Origin of the sequence: Mesorhizobium sp. B2-4-2, from assembly GCF_006442845.1 — a bacterium.
Classification (GTDB): domain Bacteria; phylum Pseudomonadota; class Alphaproteobacteria; order Rhizobiales; family Rhizobiaceae; genus Mesorhizobium.
The window spans coordinates 1-14990 of sequence record NZ_VFVM01000014.1; the positions used below are offsets into that span (position 1 = coordinate 1).

Consider the following 14990-nt stretch of genomic DNA (forward strand, 5'->3'; position numbering starts at 1 on the left):
GGTGAGGGTGAGACGGGGCAGTGAGGGGCTCAAGTTCCTCGCCCCCGCCAAGGGCGGGGGAGAGGTGGCTCGGCGAAGCCGAGACGGAGAGGGGAGCGCCGCACGCGACGGGGCACCACCCGCGAGGCGAACCTTTGGAAACCGCCAATCTCCAATTGCCCGTTGAAGCCCGCGCCCGCTTCCGCTAAGAAGCCGTGACTTGCCGGTTCACCCGGTTCGTTTTCCGGCCCGCCGGGAAGCACCCGTAGCTCAGCTGGATAGAGCGCTGCCCTCCGAAGGCAGAGGTCACAGGTTCGAATCCTGTCGGGTGCGCCAAGGAAATCGGGTCCGTTCCGGACACATAGGTTACGGTTTATACCGGAGACTAGCGCACGAGAGGATCTTGTAGCCGGTCTTGCGCCAGATATCGAACTCCCCGCAAAGCATCGCTATCTTCTCTCGGCAAGGGCATGACTTACAGCTTAAAAGCTGCAGGGTTCAAACGCGCGACGCTCCGACTTCAAAACTTTTCCCTCTGACTACATGGATCAGACGTCTGAAGTTAACGTCTTTGTCGTCGGTTTTCCATCGGTTGGCAAACCGGCATACGACCTGAAGGTTCCCTTCCTCATAGTGTCCATCACTATCAATACGGTCGAGCGAAGGTAGTAACTCTGAGTCCCCGTGTTGGCCATCCATCTGCAACGGCAAATCCGTGAGCGCGCATAGCGAGGTGAAACGCGGAAATGGCGCGCAGCCTCCCGGTGACCATGCCCCTCATCAACATACGCAACAACACGCCGACGCAACTCAAGCGGTAGCGGCTTGCAATGAATCACGAACTCAAATCAAGGGAATCCTGAATCCCTTAAATCGCGACACGCTTTAGTCTGCGGAAGCGCAAAGCCACTCCTTGGCATCCGAGGCATCACCACCAAACGTTGAGCCGGTCGTGTTCGAATCGCCACTACGCATTGGATTCAGGGCCGGCGTGCTGCCCTGTGGTTGAATGACACCCTGCTCGACCCCTCAGGCCTCGTCTGGTTGGCATCGAACATGAATATCTGATCCGTTACGGTCGTTTCGCCACGCATCATGAACGACCGCTATGCGCCCAATTTCGGCCGTTGCGGACAGCCTTGCTGCTCGCTGAAAGCGGACATTGCGCTTCTTTTAAAGCCGGGATAGCGCGCAACTGTTTTTTCCATGTGCGGTAGTTTTTAGGGTTGTATCGAAAAAGCCCAATCCTCATCATCCATTTTGTTGCGGACACGGGCTTGGATGTCCTCATCGATGACGGGATCACCAAAGTCGAATACACCACATTGCCGAAGAGCCGTGCGCAAATTCAGAGAACTCGGCAACCTTTGTAGCAGCACACGGTAACATGCCAGCTCTCGCGTGAAGGTTCCGGTAATGCCGACCGAGAGACCCAACAAAATGTCAGGCTGGTCACGGTCTCCTTGATAATAGATCGTAATCCAGGCCATCTTTCCCACGGAGGCCTCACGCTCATACATGATAATCCGGTCGGCCGAATTGACCAGGAGTCCATCATACTTGCGGATTGTCCTGTCGCGCTGGGGAAGCTTGCGCTCGATGTTTTTGCTGAAGATGACTCCATTGTCGTTGTAGATGTGGACCAGTCCGCGCAAAATCCGTCCCGGATATTCGGCCGCGCAGAAATGGTTGTGGTAGAAGCCGGTTATATTGCGAAACCTCTCATTGTTGCTGGGTCCCAGAAACAGGAGGTTCGATATGCGCTTGCGGGTTTCCCAAGGGCTGTCGATTATCGGCCGCTTGACCGCGACCAGCTCGCTGAACTGTTTGGTGTCGAGCAGGATTTCAGATTCTTCCACACCGAAGTAATCGCCGATTCTGCGCAATGTTCGCAAAGACGGGAACGCCGTTCCGTTGAGATATTTCTGGAACTGGTGTCGGTTGATGCCGAGCCTCCGACAGACCTCCGATACCGATTTGGAGTAGCTGCACAGCAGCCTGAGGTTTTCCGGCAGGTCTTCGCTGGCCAATCGTCGTTCTCCATAAATCGTCTAAAGTTGCGCGAGTTTATGCTGTTATACCAGCAAAGAGCGCAAGGATGGCAAAGCGTTCCCCATTGCGATTCATGTGGTGCTTGCCGATGCTGGCTTTGTCGGCAAAGCGCCGGTCGCCAGCAGCGGCCAAAAGACCACTGTCCAAAATATGGGGAAGAAAAATGCAGAAAGTCGGTGCGAGCGAGCTGATCAAGGTCAGGACCTTTCTTCCCATGTCACGCCGTGGTTTTCTCACGGGCGCGGCCGCGGGCGGTGCTGCTTTCGGGTTGGGATTTGGCTCCCGCTCCGCACATGCCGATGCAAATGTCACATTTCTCGGTTGGCAGGGCTATGAGGCTTACCTCGAGGGCGGAGGCTTTCCGTCCAAGAACGGTCTCACACTCCAGAAGTCCTTTGCGTCGTCCGCCGACGAGATGGTGACGAAGCTGCGTCTTGGATCGAGTGCCTATGACCTGCTTACGCCATACTTCATCAATGATCCGTTCTTGCAGAACCAGGGCCTTATCGAAGCGCTGGATCTGACCAAGATACCAAATTTCGCGAAGATCATGGAACCCGTACGCCGCATGGCAGAGCCTAACATGGCTGTCGCGGGGACTTGGTACGCGGCCCCGTTCGTGTGGGGCTCGGCACCGCTGATGTATAATTCAGATGTCGTGACGAGCGCGCCGGCGTCGTGGAAGGACATGATGAAGCCCGAGTTCAAGGGGAAATGCGCAATTCCAGACGACATTTCGGCATGCTGGTCCGTATGGGGACGAGTTGCCAATCCAGGTATAAAGACTGCTTTGCGCATGACCCGCGAACAATTGGCCCGGACGGTCGATCTCCTTGTCGAATTGAAGAAGAATCACCTGCGGACCATCGCATCAAGCTATGGCGACTTGACCGACCTTGCCGCGCGTAAGGAGATCGTCATCTTCCAGGGCTTCGAACCGGTCGCATCATGGGTTGGCAAAGCGGCGCCCATCAAGTGGACCTTCCCTGTCGAGGGAACAGGAAGCTTCATCGAAGGCTACGCGATCGGACGCGGCTCCGCGAATATCGAAGCGGCACATGTCCTGATCAACAACGCGCTTTCGCCGGAAGGGCAGAAGGCCGGCGCCGATGCCAATGGCCTGCCTGTGGTGGTCAGCGAGGCGATCCCCCTCGTCAGCGATTGGAACCGGGCATCCTATCCCTACGACAATCTCGAGGATTTCCTGACCAAGAAGGTAACTTTCGAGGAGATGTACTATCTCGACGACGACGGCACCCATGCCACCTGGGATGAATATCAAGAGGCTTGGGAGCGCATCCTCAAGGCCTGACCGACCGAATGAGGCGCGGGAGGCGCGAGAGGCCATGACGGCGAAGAGAACCTTACGGGCAGTGCTTATCGCGCCGGCGGCAAGCGTATATCTGGCGCTTTTCGTGCTGCCGCTCGGCTATTTCGCCCTGGTCAGCTTCTGGACGTTTCGGCTCTACAGGATCGAACCGGTCTTTACGCTGGCGAATTACAGCAAAGCGTACTCCAGTTATTTGGGCCCGGCCCTCCAAACGGTGATTATTGCTCTCTTCATCGCGGTGCTTACGACGCTCCTCGCATATGCGTATGCATTTCTCATCCGCTTCAAGGCAGGCCGCTTCGGCGACGCGTTGCTGTTCGTGGCGCTCATCACGTTGTTCGGCGGTTACCTCGTCAAGATCTATGCCTGGAAGACGATGCTCGGTGAAAGCGGGGTCGTCAACCAATTGCTGATGTCAACAGGCGTTGTTGACAAACCCTTGTCCTGGCTACTCTACAATCCGTTCTCGGTGGTGATCACGCTCACCCACTATCTTTTGCCCTTTGCCGTGTTGCCTATCTACGGAGCCTTGCGTGGCATCGCCGACATCGACATCGAGGCGGCGCGGGATCTGGGCGCGGGCCCCTTCCGCCGCCTGGTGGACATCATCTTGCCCCGAACGGCTACCGGGTTGTTTGCAGGCTTCGCCACCGCCTTCCTGATTTCGATAGGTGACTATGTAACGCCCAGTCTTGTCGGCGGGCCGCACACATCGATGATCGGAACCTTCGTTGCGAGTCAATTTATCAATAGGCTCAACGCGCCGGCGGGATCGGCGCTGACCTTCCTCACTCTTTTTCTTTGTTTTGTCGTGCTGGCGTTGATTGCGGCAGGCGGGCGTCGAATTCTGGCAACGCGATGAAGACCTCTTTTTCCCCAGGCTGGCTGCTCTTCGGAACGGCATTGGTGATCTTCATGCTTGCGCCGCTTGTGCTTGTGGTGCTGCTCTCCTTCGGCAATAATGCTCATGCTACCTTTCCCTTGGGCGTGCCGACGCTTGGCTGGTACAAAGCGCTGTTTGCCAAGCCCGATTTCTATGTAGCGGCCACAAACAGCCTCGTGATCACCGGCTGGGTTGGCGGACTATCGCTTGTGATCGGCACGGCGGCGGCGTTTTCGATTGCGGAATTCAAGAGCCGAACAGCCGACACCGGACTGGTGCTTCTGATCCTTCCCCTGATGTTGCCGCCCCTGGTGTTGGCATTGGCTCTTGCCACCACATTCTCCGCCCTCGATATCCGGCTCGGCTTCGTGACGGTGATACTCAGTCAGCTCGTTTTCACGCAACCCTTCGTCATCCTTATCATGCATGCACGGATGCGTGCATTCCCGATCCAACTCCTTGAAAGCGCCCGAGATCTTGGCGCGGGCCCTGTTCGCGCCTTCTTCAACATAACACTGCCCATCATCCGTTCGAGCTTGATCGGCGCCGCGCTCATTGCCATGGCGCTTTCGCTCGACGATTTCATCATCACCTATTTCACCATAGGCGGCGGATTGACGCTTCCTACCTTGACCTGGGGGATGTTGAGGACGTCGTTCAATCCGAGCATAAACGCCCTTGCCTCCATCATTCTCATCGTAACCGTCGGCTTCACGGTCGTAGCCCTGCGACTTTCCAAGTACCGCGGCTGAGTGACATCCGCTTCGACCATGCAAGGCTCACCTGGCGGTGGCTCACAGGAGTATCAAATTGAATCAAAGCGCATACACGGACCTAGTGCCTCCCGTTGACCTGTCGGACCGTGCGCAAATAGGCCTGCTGGTCATAGACATGCAGTATCACGATGCCGCGCCGGATCGCGGCCTGTCGCTTGCCATGGAGCGGATCAGCCCCGGCTCGATGCGCTACTATGCGGACCGACTGACGCGCACGACGATCCCCGCCATCAGCCGGATACTCGACTATTTTCGCCGCAACCATATGCAGGTCTTTCATCTGACGCTCGGTTCCGAGCACCGAGATCTCCGCGATTGCCCAAAGCGGTTCCGCGACTGGACCCGCGCAATAGAAGAGAGATCAGGCGTCCATGACCTGTGGTGGTCGGGAAATCCGGACTTCGCCATTCTGGAAGAACTCATGCCGCTTGCTGGCGAGACGGTGGTGAGGAAAACGACGAATGGAGCGTTCAACGGAAGCGGGCTGGACGATATTTTCCGGTATAATGGCATTTCGCGCCTCATCATAACGGGCGTGGTCACCAGTGCTTGCGTTGCGCTCACCGCGCTGGATGCCGCCGACCGGGGCTACGACTGCGTTCTGGTTTCGGATGCGCTCGCCGATCACGACGAAGAGATGCACATGGCGACGCTCAAATCCTTTGCCATGAATTTCGGGCGGGTGGTCGAGCGCCCCGAAGACGTCATCTCGGTGATGGAGAATTCCGCATGGATATGACCCCGCAGGCCTCGGCCGGCGAAAATGGAGCCTCCGCCATCGCAAAGGAACCACCATTGCTGAGCCTGCGTGGCGTGACGAAGCGGTTCGGGGCGATGACGGCGGTAGGGCCGACCGATGTCGATGTCCGGTCCGGAGATTTCTTTGCACTTCTCGGCCCGTCGGGCTGCGGCAAGACGACGTTGCTGCGCATGATAGCCGGTTTCGAACAGCCCACCGAAGGCAGGATCGAGATCGGCGGAACGGACATTACCCATACCGGCCCGGAACGTCGTCCTACAAACATGGTATTTCAGGGATACGGCCTGTTCCCGCATATGACTGTTCTCCAGAATGTCGGCTATGGATTGCGTGTGGCGGGAGTGGCCAAGGCGGAGGCCGACGCCCGCTGCCGGGAGATAATCGGCCTGGTAAGGCTCAGCGGACTTGCGGAGCGCAACGTGACGGCGCTTTCCGGCGGACAGCAGCAGCGTGTCGCCTTGGCGCGAGCGCTCGTCATGCGGCCGAAGATCCTGCTTCTTGACGAGCCGCTGGCGGCGCTCGACCTGAAATTGCGGCAGACGATGCAGGAAGAACTGCGCCGCATTCATCGCGAGATCGGTGGGACCTTCGTCTTCGTCACACATGATCAAACCGAAGCCATGGCGCTGGCCAACCGCATTGCTGTCATGGAATCCGGTATTATCGTCCAGGAGGGTTCGCCGGACGAGATCTACTCCCTGCCTTGCAATCGCTTCGTGGCTACCTTCATAGGCGATGCCAATTTGCTTACAGGCTATCGGACCGGCGGTCGCGTGACGCTCGACGCGGGACCGGCTTTCCCGGACAAGGGAGAGGACGGAGCGGTTGTGGTGATCATACGCCCCGAAAAACTAAGCCTTGCCGGTGACGGAACGAAAAGCGATCTCGTTCTGGAAGGACAGGTCGAAGATGTGATGTTCCTTGGCACCCATGCACGCATTGTGCTGCGGCTGGCCGGCAATGAAACGATGGCTTTGCATACCGCCGATCTGTCCACCCGACAGAAGGCTGTCGAGGGCGCGATGCTGCGGCTCGGATGGTCAATGAGCGACCATGTCGTCGTGGCAGACACCAAATAATCACTGTTCACGCGTAGGAAGCGCGCGAGTGATGGCGTCATCTCGCTACGCGCTTACCACATCGTCGAGAAGGCTTCAGCGCACGTACCACGAACACTGACGATCCACCGATCCTCCGCTGAACGGACTGCCTATTTGCCAGCTTCGATCGCCAGCCATTCGCCTATCACGCACCCATTGGCAAGTAATCAGCTGAACCGTACTTGCACCGCACTCGCCGTCAACGTGGAGAGCTGGTCGGTGTCGTAGCGGTTCCGCAGTTCGGCGAGCGCCTTCGGATCCGGGGAGCCCTTTGCGGCGAGCCTCGCAAGATCTTCGAAATAGTGCTCATGCCCGGGCGGCGAGACGGTCATCAGCACGCGGGCCGGTTTTTCGCCGACATTGGTGATGTTGTGCTGCACGCCGGGCGGAATGAACAGGAAGGTGCCCGGCGTCGCCCGGATCACCTTTCCGCCCACGTACCAGACACATTCGCCGTCAAGCACATAGAAGGTCTCTTCCTGCACGCGATGGACATGCAGGCCGGTGGCGAAGCCGGCCGGTATGGTCCAGTCGAACATGCTCGTGTGTCTGGTATCCCCGCCGGTGACGAGAAACACCATCGGCTGGCCACGCAGCATGACCCCCTTGGTCTCGTCGGGCATCCGGATGACAGGTGCGGCGCTCATTTGATCCTCCATCGGTTCGCTGCTTTTCCCGCAGCCACCGGCACAGGATGCCTCGATCGAGCCGGCCAGTCGTGAAGCCGTTGCGAAATCATTGCGAAAAGATTGCAAACGGTATCTCCTTCGGGAATGGCAACAAGCCTCGCCTTTGGCCCCTTTCGCATCGACGGCGAAGCCGGGATCCTGTTCCACGGCGACCAGCCGACGCCACTCGGCCAACGGGCCGTCGCGCTGCTGGCGCTGCTTGTCGAACGCACGGGCAAGCCGGTTCCCAAGCAGGCGCTGATCGACGCCGCATGGCCGGGGCAAGCGATCGAGGACAGCAATCTGACGGTGCAGATCGCGGCGGCCAGGCGCATGCTGGAGAGCGCGGCCGGCGGCGGAAGCTGGATCGAGACGCTGCCGCGGCACGGCTATCGCTATGTCGGGCCCGAGGTCGCGATCGGTGGTCTGGGCCCCGAGGCGGCAACGCTGACATGGCCCGGCAAGCCTTCGATCGCGGTCCTGCCGTTCTCGAACCTGAGCGGCGATCCCGAACAGGATTATTTCGCCGACGGCATCGTCGACGACATCATCACCGGCCTGGCGCGCATCAACTGGCTGTTCGTCATCGCCCGCAACTCCTCCTTCACCTACAAGGGGCGCGCGGTGGACGTGAAGCAGGTCGGCCGCGAGCTCGGCGTCCACTATGTGCTCGAAGGCAGCGTGCGCAGGGCCGGCGGCAGCGTGCGCGTCACCGGCCAGATGATCGACACCTCGACCGGCGCCCACATATGGGCCGAGCGCTTCGACCGCGCCTCCGCCGATATTTTCGCGCTGCAGGACGAGATCGCGCTGGCGGCCGTCGGCGCGATCGCGCCCAGCCTGCGGCGTGTCGAAATCGAGAGGGTGAGGCGCAAGCGCCCCAACAGTCTCGATGCCTACGACCTCGTGCTGCGCGCCCAGCCGGACGTGGATTCCGGCATGCCCGAACGGGTGGCGCAGGCGCTCGTGCTGCTCGAACGCGCCATCGAACTCGAGCCGACCTATGCGCTTGCCCATGGCAACGCCGCCATGTGCCACCATTGCCTGTTCCTTCGCGCCGGCTTGCAGGAAGCCGATCGCGAGGCTTCGATACGCCACGCCCGCCGGGCCATCCTGCACGGGCAGGACGACGCCTCGGCGCTCACCCTTGCGGGGTTTTCGATCGGCATGGATGGACATGACCGCAAGGCCGCCTTCACCGCCCTGGAAGCCGCGCTTGCCGTCAGCCCGTCATCCGCCCTGACCTACATTCTGGGCAGCGTCATCCTCGGCTGGAGCGGCGAAGCGGAGCAGGCCATCGCGTGGAGCGAGCGCGGGATGCGGCTCAGCCCCTTCGACCCCTGGGCCTTCGCCGCCTTCGACGCGCAGGCGATGAGCCATCTGCTGCGCGGCCGCTATGACGAGGCCTGCCGCGCCGCATACAGGTCGGTGCAGGCCAATCCCGCCCACAGCATCACCTATGTGCAACTGGCCGCCGCTTTGGCGAAACTCGGCCGGCTGGACGAGGCGATGGCGGCGGCCGCGCGGGTGCGTGAGCTGCATCCGACGTTTCGCTACGGTCGGCAGTTCGCGGCCGTGCACTGTGCCCCGGCGCTCGCGCAATGCCTCGGCGAGGCGCTGCAGGCCGCCGGTCTGCCGCAGTAGCGCCGGCGCGTCTTCATGGAGACCGGCCTGGGCGGCAGATGGCGGATGGGCGGTTCTTCGGCGCCCTTACCGCACCACGCCCCTGCAAGCCCAGGCAACATTCGCGAACGACCGCGGCCCATCCGGCCGGCCGGCCTCATAGGCATCGCGGACGGCGGCCTCGGCGCGCGTCCGCTCGGCTGGACCGAGCGTCATCATGTATTTGCCGAGCGGACCTTCGCCGGCCGCTATCGGCGCCCAATAGTCGTCGAAGTCCCGGTAGTCCATGCGGATCATCAGCTCGGTCTCGGTCACATCGGCCAGGTCCTGCTCGACAAAAGTCCGCTTCATTTCGCCCGGCTGCATCATCGGCTGGAAGCAATAGCGGCTGCGCATCTGGCGTCCGCCTTCGCTGAGCGCGGCCACCGTGTCGATCATCATGCGCATGCCGGGCATACCGCCGAGATGATCCCACACGACGGCCGCCACCACGCCGCCCGGCCGCACCACGCGGCGCATCTCGCCCACCGCCTTGCCGGCCTCCGGCACGAAGTGGAGCACGAGCAGCGCCAGCGCGCGGTCGAAACCATCGTCGGCGAACGGCAAGGCGGTGGCGTCGGCTTGCTGGATCTCGATGCGCGGGTCGGTGTTGCGCCGCTTCGCCGCCTCGACGAAGACGGGCGAAAAGTCGATTGCCGCGATCGCCGCGAGGTCGGCGGATTTGGCCAGCTCGAATGTCAGGCTGCCGGTGCCGCAGCCGACGTCGAGGATCTTTTCGCCGCGGGCAAGCCCGGCGAAGTCGATGAATTTGGGCGCGAGCTTGCGGCTCCAGCGGCCCATGAGCTGCTCATATCCGCTGGCGTCATGAACGGTGAAACTTGAGGTCATCTCGCTCTCCCTGCGCTGAAGAGGCGAGGCTAGGGCAATTCCGGGAAAAGCGTGAGGCGGTTTTCCGTCCGCGATCCCGCAACCTGCCTTCGACGAATGGCTAGTGCATGGGCGTGGGCTCCGCGCGGTTTAGCCCTCACTGGCGGGTCAACATCGCCCGGCTCCGCCTTTCGGTGGGTGCCTGAAGGTCACTTCAACCGTACGATTCCCGGCCCGCCGGATCCGCGCCTCGCCAGCCCGTTCGGCATCCTGGCGCAACGGGCTGGCCGAACGCCCGGCTTCAGGGCCGCACGGCGGTCACTTCGATTTCGACCAGGAAGCCGGGACCGGCGAGGCCCGCGACCTGCACCACCGAACGCGTCGGCAGGTTCGGCTGGTCCTTGGTGCCGAAAAACTTCGTGTATCCTTTCATGAAGCCGGCAAAATCCATCTTGCCGCCCTTGGCGGGATCGCCGACCAGGAAGACCTGCATCTTGAAGACGTCGCCCATCTTCAGGCCGAGATCGGCCAGCGTCTTGTCGATCGACTTCAGCACCGAGCCGGTCTGGGCCTCGGTGTCGCCATAGGCGGCGATCGTCGCCTTGTCGGCCTTCTCGTCGATGACCGACGGCACGGCGCCGCTGAGATAGACCGTGGTCTTGCCGGCCGGCACCTCGACGGCGCGCAGGATCGGAAAATCCGAATTCGGAATCTTGTGGCGAACGACGTCGTCGGCCACGGCCGCGCCGGCCGCCAGCATTCCCGCCGCCAGCACGGCGGCCCCAATCCATGATTTCCCGATCGATGGTTTCATGACCCGTTTCCTTCCATTCGAGAGGGCGGCGAGCGCCGGAATGCCCGCCGCGCGGTTTGCGTTGCCGCATGTGCGGGCGACATCCGCCACTCAGCGGACATCCTTCACGTCCTGCGCCGTCACGGCATCCTTGTAGTCGTTGCCGAAATGCGTCCTGACATAGTTGACCACGGCAGCGACCTGGTCGTCGCTCATCATCTGCCCCACCGGCGGCATGCCGTTTTGCCCGTGCAGGACGAGGCTTACCGGATAGCCGCCGGTCTCTAGGTTCTTGTTCTTGGCCAGCGCCGGATAGTGGCCGGCGCCGACCGCGCCTTGCCCCTTGTCCAGGTGGCAGGCGGCGCAGACATTGGCATAGAGCGCCGCGCCGTCCTTTTCGGTGAAAGTATCGCCCTGGCTGAACGTGACGCCGGCCGAATCGGCGAACGCGCCGGGAGCCGTGAACGCCATGGCGGCGGCCATGGCGGCGATGAGACCGCAGGGTCTTTTGAAGGAGCTGCTCATGATGGGATGCCTCGCGGGATATGGGGTGAACGAAGGGATCGGCATGGCCTCATCCCTGCATGACGCGCTGGTGCAGGCGGGTGATGGCGTTGAGCGAGGACAGGATCGCGCCCTCCTGCCAGGCGGGAATGTAGGAGGCATGCTCGCCGGCCAGCACGATGCGGCCGTCGATCTGGCACAGATTGTCGTAGTGCTCCTTGCGCGCCTCCTCGGTCCAGTCGCCCGCGCAGCCAAGCGTGAAGGGCGAGCGGTGCCATGCCCAGGAAACGCCGGTCTCGAACTCCTGTTTGTATTGCGGGTGAAGCTGCGCGCCGTATTCCACCGCCTTCTGCACGCGCTCCTGCGGGGTCATGGCGGTGAATTCGTAGGAGTTCGGTCCGTTCCATGTGTAGCAGCCGAGCAGCACGCCCTTGCCGCCGGCGTTGAAGCCGGTGCTGGGGTAGGAGATCTGCGAAATGGGCAAGTTGGTGTAGCTGACGCCGCCGAAGATCGATTCGTCCTCCTCCCAGAAACGGCGCTTCATCTGCAGGCCGACCTTGACCGAGGACGCATAGGGCACCGCCCCGATCGCCGCCTGCATGGCGCCGCCGACCTGGATTTCGATCTGGCTGAGGATGGTGAGCGGAATGGTGCACACGCACCAGTCGGCGCTGGCTTCCTGGGCGGTTCCGGGGTTTTTCGCGTCCTCATAGGTCACCGTCACGCCCTTGTCGTTCTGGGCGATCTTGGTGACCTTGGCATTGTAGGTGATGAGGTCGCCGACCTGCTTGGCGAAGGCTTCGCCGATCCTGCCCATGCCGCCGACCGGCTGGAACATGGTGGTCTGGAATTCGTAGAGCGAGAAGTTGGCGAGGCTGCCCCACAGGCGCGAATTCAATACGTCGGACGCGCCGATGACCTGACCCGCCACCGGCTCGGCGCCGATGCCGCCGCCCGGCTCCTTCTCGTAGCCGCGGAATTCGGCGGTCGCGAGGCTGGATTTGTAGCTGTAGTCCTTGTCCAGCGCGCCCCAGGACTGCAGCGCCTCGAGCAGCACCTCCTGGTCCTCCTTGGAGACGAGCCCTTCCAGTTGGCCTTTCTTGGCCACCTTGGCCAGCAGCTCCGACGTGTGGCCCTTGAAGTCGGTCTCGATCTCGCGCACCCGCTTGGGCTTGCCGCCGAAGGCCTCCGTCGAGTGCAGCAGGGCGTTGTGGTTGGTCTGCTGGAACGGCTCCAGCGTCACCCCGAGCCTCCGGCAGTAGGCCAACAGCCCGTTGTGATGGTAAGGGATGCGCCAGGGGCCGGGATTGAGGTAGAGCCCCTCGTCGAACTCGCATTTCTGCGTGTAGCCGCCAAGTTCGGTAACGGTGTCGCCGCCGCGTATCGTCCAGTTGCGGCCGCCGGCGCGGGCATTGTATTCGAGGATCTTCACCTTGTAGCCGGCCTGGCGCAGTTCCAGCGCCACCAGCATGCCGGCCAGGCCGGCGCCCAGGACGAGCACCGAAGCGCCCTTCGGGTCGCCTTCGAGCTTGATCGGTCCCTTGTAATCGGACTCTGCCGCCAGCCCCATGCTGGTCATGGCCTGGTACATTGCGGCGCTGCCCGCCGTAATGCCGATCATTTTGAGAAGGTCGCGCCGGCGCATGCCGGCAAGGGATTGTTCGAGCTGCATGTTCGTCTCCTCGATCAGCGGCACGCCGCGATCCGCCGCCTGTTGCCCCCGCAAGCTCGAGGCGAGCCCCGGTGGACGACCCAAGGCTATGCCTGCAACCCAGTCTGTTCAACCAACACGCCGCGCTTGGAACAAATGTCCTCGAACATTGGCGCAATAGGGCTCTCGCGGCGTCGCTGGCCGGCATTTTCCACGCCCTCGCGGCCTCGGGGCCGGCGGCCAGACCACTTGCTGTGCCAATTGAAAGGGCACGCCTGGCTGGCCCGACAGCGGAAAAGTCCGACGGGAAAGTCCGTGGCCTGCCGCCGCTCGCGGCGCCGGTTTTCATCGCCCAAATGCTTGCCTTGTCGGCCGGGCGGTCAGCCTGCCACGGCCCGTACGCTCTCCCTCTCCACCAGCGGACATTCCAGCTTGGTGATGGGATAGCGCCCCCGTCCCACCGTCGCCGGCGCTTCGAGCTGTTCGATCGCCCATTGGCCCATCGCCATATGCGGCAGGATCGAGGTGGTCAGCGGCGGGAACAGATGCCTGGCGATTTCCTCGTCGTCGTAGCCGACCACGGAGATGTCCTGCGGGATGTGCAGGCCGGCTTCCTTCAGCGCTTCGTAGCAGCCGATCGCGGTGCGGTCGTTCTGGCAGAAGATGGCGGTCGGGCGGTCTTTCAGCGCCAGGAGCTTGACGGTCGCGGCATAGCCGGCACTTGCCGACCAGTCGCCCTCGACCACCAGTTCGGGATCGAAGGGGATGTCGGCGGTGGCAAGCGCGCGGCGGTAGCCCTTTAGGCGGTCCTGTGCCGCCTGCATCCAGGGCTCGCCGGTGATGGTGGCGATGCGGCGGTGGCCATGGCTGATCAGGTGCCGGGTGGAGTTCTGGCCGCCGGCGATCTCGGAGGGCACCACGGCGGGGAAGGCGTAATCCGACGTGTAGCAGTTGAGCAGGATCACCGGGATGTCGAGGCTGTAGAGGAAGTCGGGCGCCATGATCTCGCGGGTGAAGATGGTCATGTAGATCAGCGCCGAAATGCCCCGCCTGGTCAGCGCCTCTATGGCGCGCGGCTCCATCACGGCGTCGCCCATGGTCTGCGCCACCAGAAGCACGTTGCCGGCGTTCCACGAGGCCTGGCGCGCGCCCTCGATGGCGACGACGGCTTCCGGGCTGGTGGCGAGCTGGTCGACGGCGAAGCCGATCACCCCGTCCAGCCCGTCGAAGGCGCTGGCCGGCGCCTTCAGCGCCGAAAAGGCCGGCGCACTATAGCCCAGCGCGCGCGCCGCCTCGATCACCCGCTCGCGCGTCTGCCGCGACAGTTTTATGCCAGGCGAATTGTTGAGCACGAAGGAAACAGTCGCCTGCGAGCAGCCGGCGGCGCGCGCAATGTCGGTCATGGTGACCCGGCCCTTGGGCTTCACCGGCGCCTTGCGGCGCCTTGCCGTCGCGATATCGGTGGTCTCGCTCATGCTGTTCGTGTTCCCCAGCCTGTCCGGCCTGCCCGGCGACCATCAAGGCCGCGCCGGTTTATAGAAATATCGGCTAACTTATACCTATTAGCGGACGACGGGTCTACTGGCTAGCCGGCTCCGGGCAGCTCAAATCACAGCATATGAGCCGATTACCCCGTTTGCCCCAAGCCATTGCGTTTCAGGCAAACCCAACGGCGTCGCCGCCGGCGTGGTCGCCATCGAACGCAACTAATACCGTTTACTAATACGAAAATGCGCTGTAACGTCGGTCCGTCGCGTCCGTTTTCCCTGGGGCGCGGTGCATGCGAATGGCCCGATGGCAAGCGGATAGTACCCCCGCGAAGCCTTGTCGCGGACATGTGATATGTCAGACAAATCGGACTATTTACGAACGGGGGATGAGTCTCTAAAGTCCGTCGCCGTGGCTGGAACGACGCCATCTTCAGTGCCGGGAACCCTTGAGGAGGAGGGCGTCCAAGCCGCGAACGGCAAATCAGACAAGTGCAGGATCGGCCGGTCCGACGAC

General features: G+C 62.1%; 13 protein-coding genes and 1 tRNA gene. 7 read left to right on the forward strand and 7 right to left on the reverse strand.

Going from position 1 to position 14990, the window contains the following annotated elements; genetic code table 11:
- Positions 1-238: 238 nt before the first annotated feature.
- A tRNA-Arg gene (locus tag FJ942_RS24550) sits at positions 239-315 on the forward strand.
- 884 nt (positions 316-1199) lie between these two features.
- Here FJ942_RS24550 and FJ942_RS24560 read toward each other — a convergent pair.
- A complete protein-coding gene (locus FJ942_RS24560) occupies positions 1200-2009 on the reverse strand; it encodes a helix-turn-helix transcriptional regulator (RefSeq protein WP_140554589.1) in 810 nt (269 codons plus the stop codon).
- 185 nt (positions 2010-2194) lie between these two features.
- Here FJ942_RS24560 and FJ942_RS24565 point away from each other — a divergent pair, with 185 nt between their 5' ends.
- Genes FJ942_RS24565 through FJ942_RS24585 form a run of 5 tightly spaced genes read left to right on the forward strand, consistent with a single transcriptional unit; the run spans position 2195 to position 6859 of the window.
- Entirely contained in the window at positions 2195-3343 is a 1149-nt protein-coding gene (locus tag FJ942_RS24565) for an extracellular solute-binding protein (RefSeq protein ID WP_181170030.1), read from the forward strand.
- Positions 3344-3377: 34 nt separating this feature from the next.
- Complete coding sequence (locus FJ942_RS24570; protein WP_181170032.1) at positions 3378-4223, forward strand: ABC transporter permease; 846 nt, start codon at positions 3378-3380, stop codon at positions 4221-4223.
- A complete protein-coding gene (locus FJ942_RS24575; RefSeq protein ID WP_140554586.1) occupies positions 4220-4996 on the forward strand; it encodes an ABC transporter permease subunit in 777 nt (258 codons plus the stop codon). Before FJ942_RS24570 ends, FJ942_RS24575 begins: the two co-directional genes overlap by 4 nt.
- A gap of 58 nt (positions 4997-5054) precedes the next feature.
- Positions 5055-5759 (forward strand): isochorismatase family cysteine hydrolase, encoded by a 705-nt coding sequence (locus tag FJ942_RS24580; protein WP_246675807.1) that lies wholly within the window; start codon positions 5055-5057, stop codon positions 5757-5759.
- Positions 5750-6859, forward strand: a complete 1110-nt coding sequence (locus FJ942_RS24585; protein ID WP_140554585.1) for an ABC transporter ATP-binding protein — start codon at positions 5750-5752, stop codon at positions 6857-6859. The genes FJ942_RS24580 and FJ942_RS24585 overlap by 10 nt, the downstream gene beginning before the upstream one ends.
- 188 nt (positions 6860-7047) lie before the next feature.
- Here FJ942_RS24585 and FJ942_RS24590 read toward each other — a convergent pair whose 3' ends face one another.
- Positions 7048-7527: a cupin domain-containing protein gene (locus tag FJ942_RS24590; RefSeq protein ID WP_140662367.1), complete on the reverse strand. Its 480-nt coding sequence runs from the start codon at positions 7525-7527 to the stop codon at positions 7048-7050.
- A gap of 126 nt (positions 7528-7653) precedes the next feature.
- On the opposite strand from FJ942_RS24590, the gene FJ942_RS24595 reads away from it, so the two are divergent.
- Positions 7654-9192, forward strand: a complete 1539-nt coding sequence (locus FJ942_RS24595) for a winged helix-turn-helix domain-containing tetratricopeptide repeat protein (RefSeq protein ID WP_140899243.1) — start codon at positions 7654-7656, stop codon at positions 9190-9192.
- 66 nt (positions 9193-9258) lie between these two features.
- Here FJ942_RS24595 and FJ942_RS24600 read toward each other — a convergent pair whose 3' ends face one another.
- From FJ942_RS24600 to FJ942_RS24620, 5 genes are all read right to left on the reverse strand, one after another.
- Positions 9259-10059 (reverse strand): class I SAM-dependent methyltransferase, encoded by an 801-nt coding sequence (locus FJ942_RS24600; protein WP_140899246.1) that lies wholly within the window; start codon positions 10057-10059, stop codon positions 9259-9261.
- A 280-nt stretch (positions 10060-10339) separates the two neighbouring features.
- Complete coding sequence (locus tag FJ942_RS24605; RefSeq protein WP_140899249.1) at positions 10340-10852, reverse strand: RidA family protein; 513 nt, start codon at positions 10850-10852, stop codon at positions 10340-10342.
- 90 nt (positions 10853-10942) lie between these two features.
- Positions 10943-11356 (reverse strand): cytochrome c, encoded by a 414-nt coding sequence (locus FJ942_RS24610; protein ID WP_140517716.1) that lies wholly within the window; start codon positions 11354-11356, stop codon positions 10943-10945.
- Positions 11357-11405: 49 nt separating this feature from the next.
- Complete coding sequence (locus tag FJ942_RS24615) at positions 11406-13007, reverse strand: flavin monoamine oxidase family protein (RefSeq protein WP_246679893.1); 1602 nt, start codon at positions 13005-13007, stop codon at positions 11406-11408.
- 359 nt (positions 13008-13366) lie between these two features.
- On the reverse strand, positions 13367-14461 hold the full coding sequence (locus FJ942_RS24620) for a LacI family DNA-binding transcriptional regulator (protein ID WP_181170034.1): 1095 nt from the start codon (positions 14459-14461) through the stop codon (positions 13367-13369).
- Positions 14462-14990 lie beyond the last annotated feature (529 nt).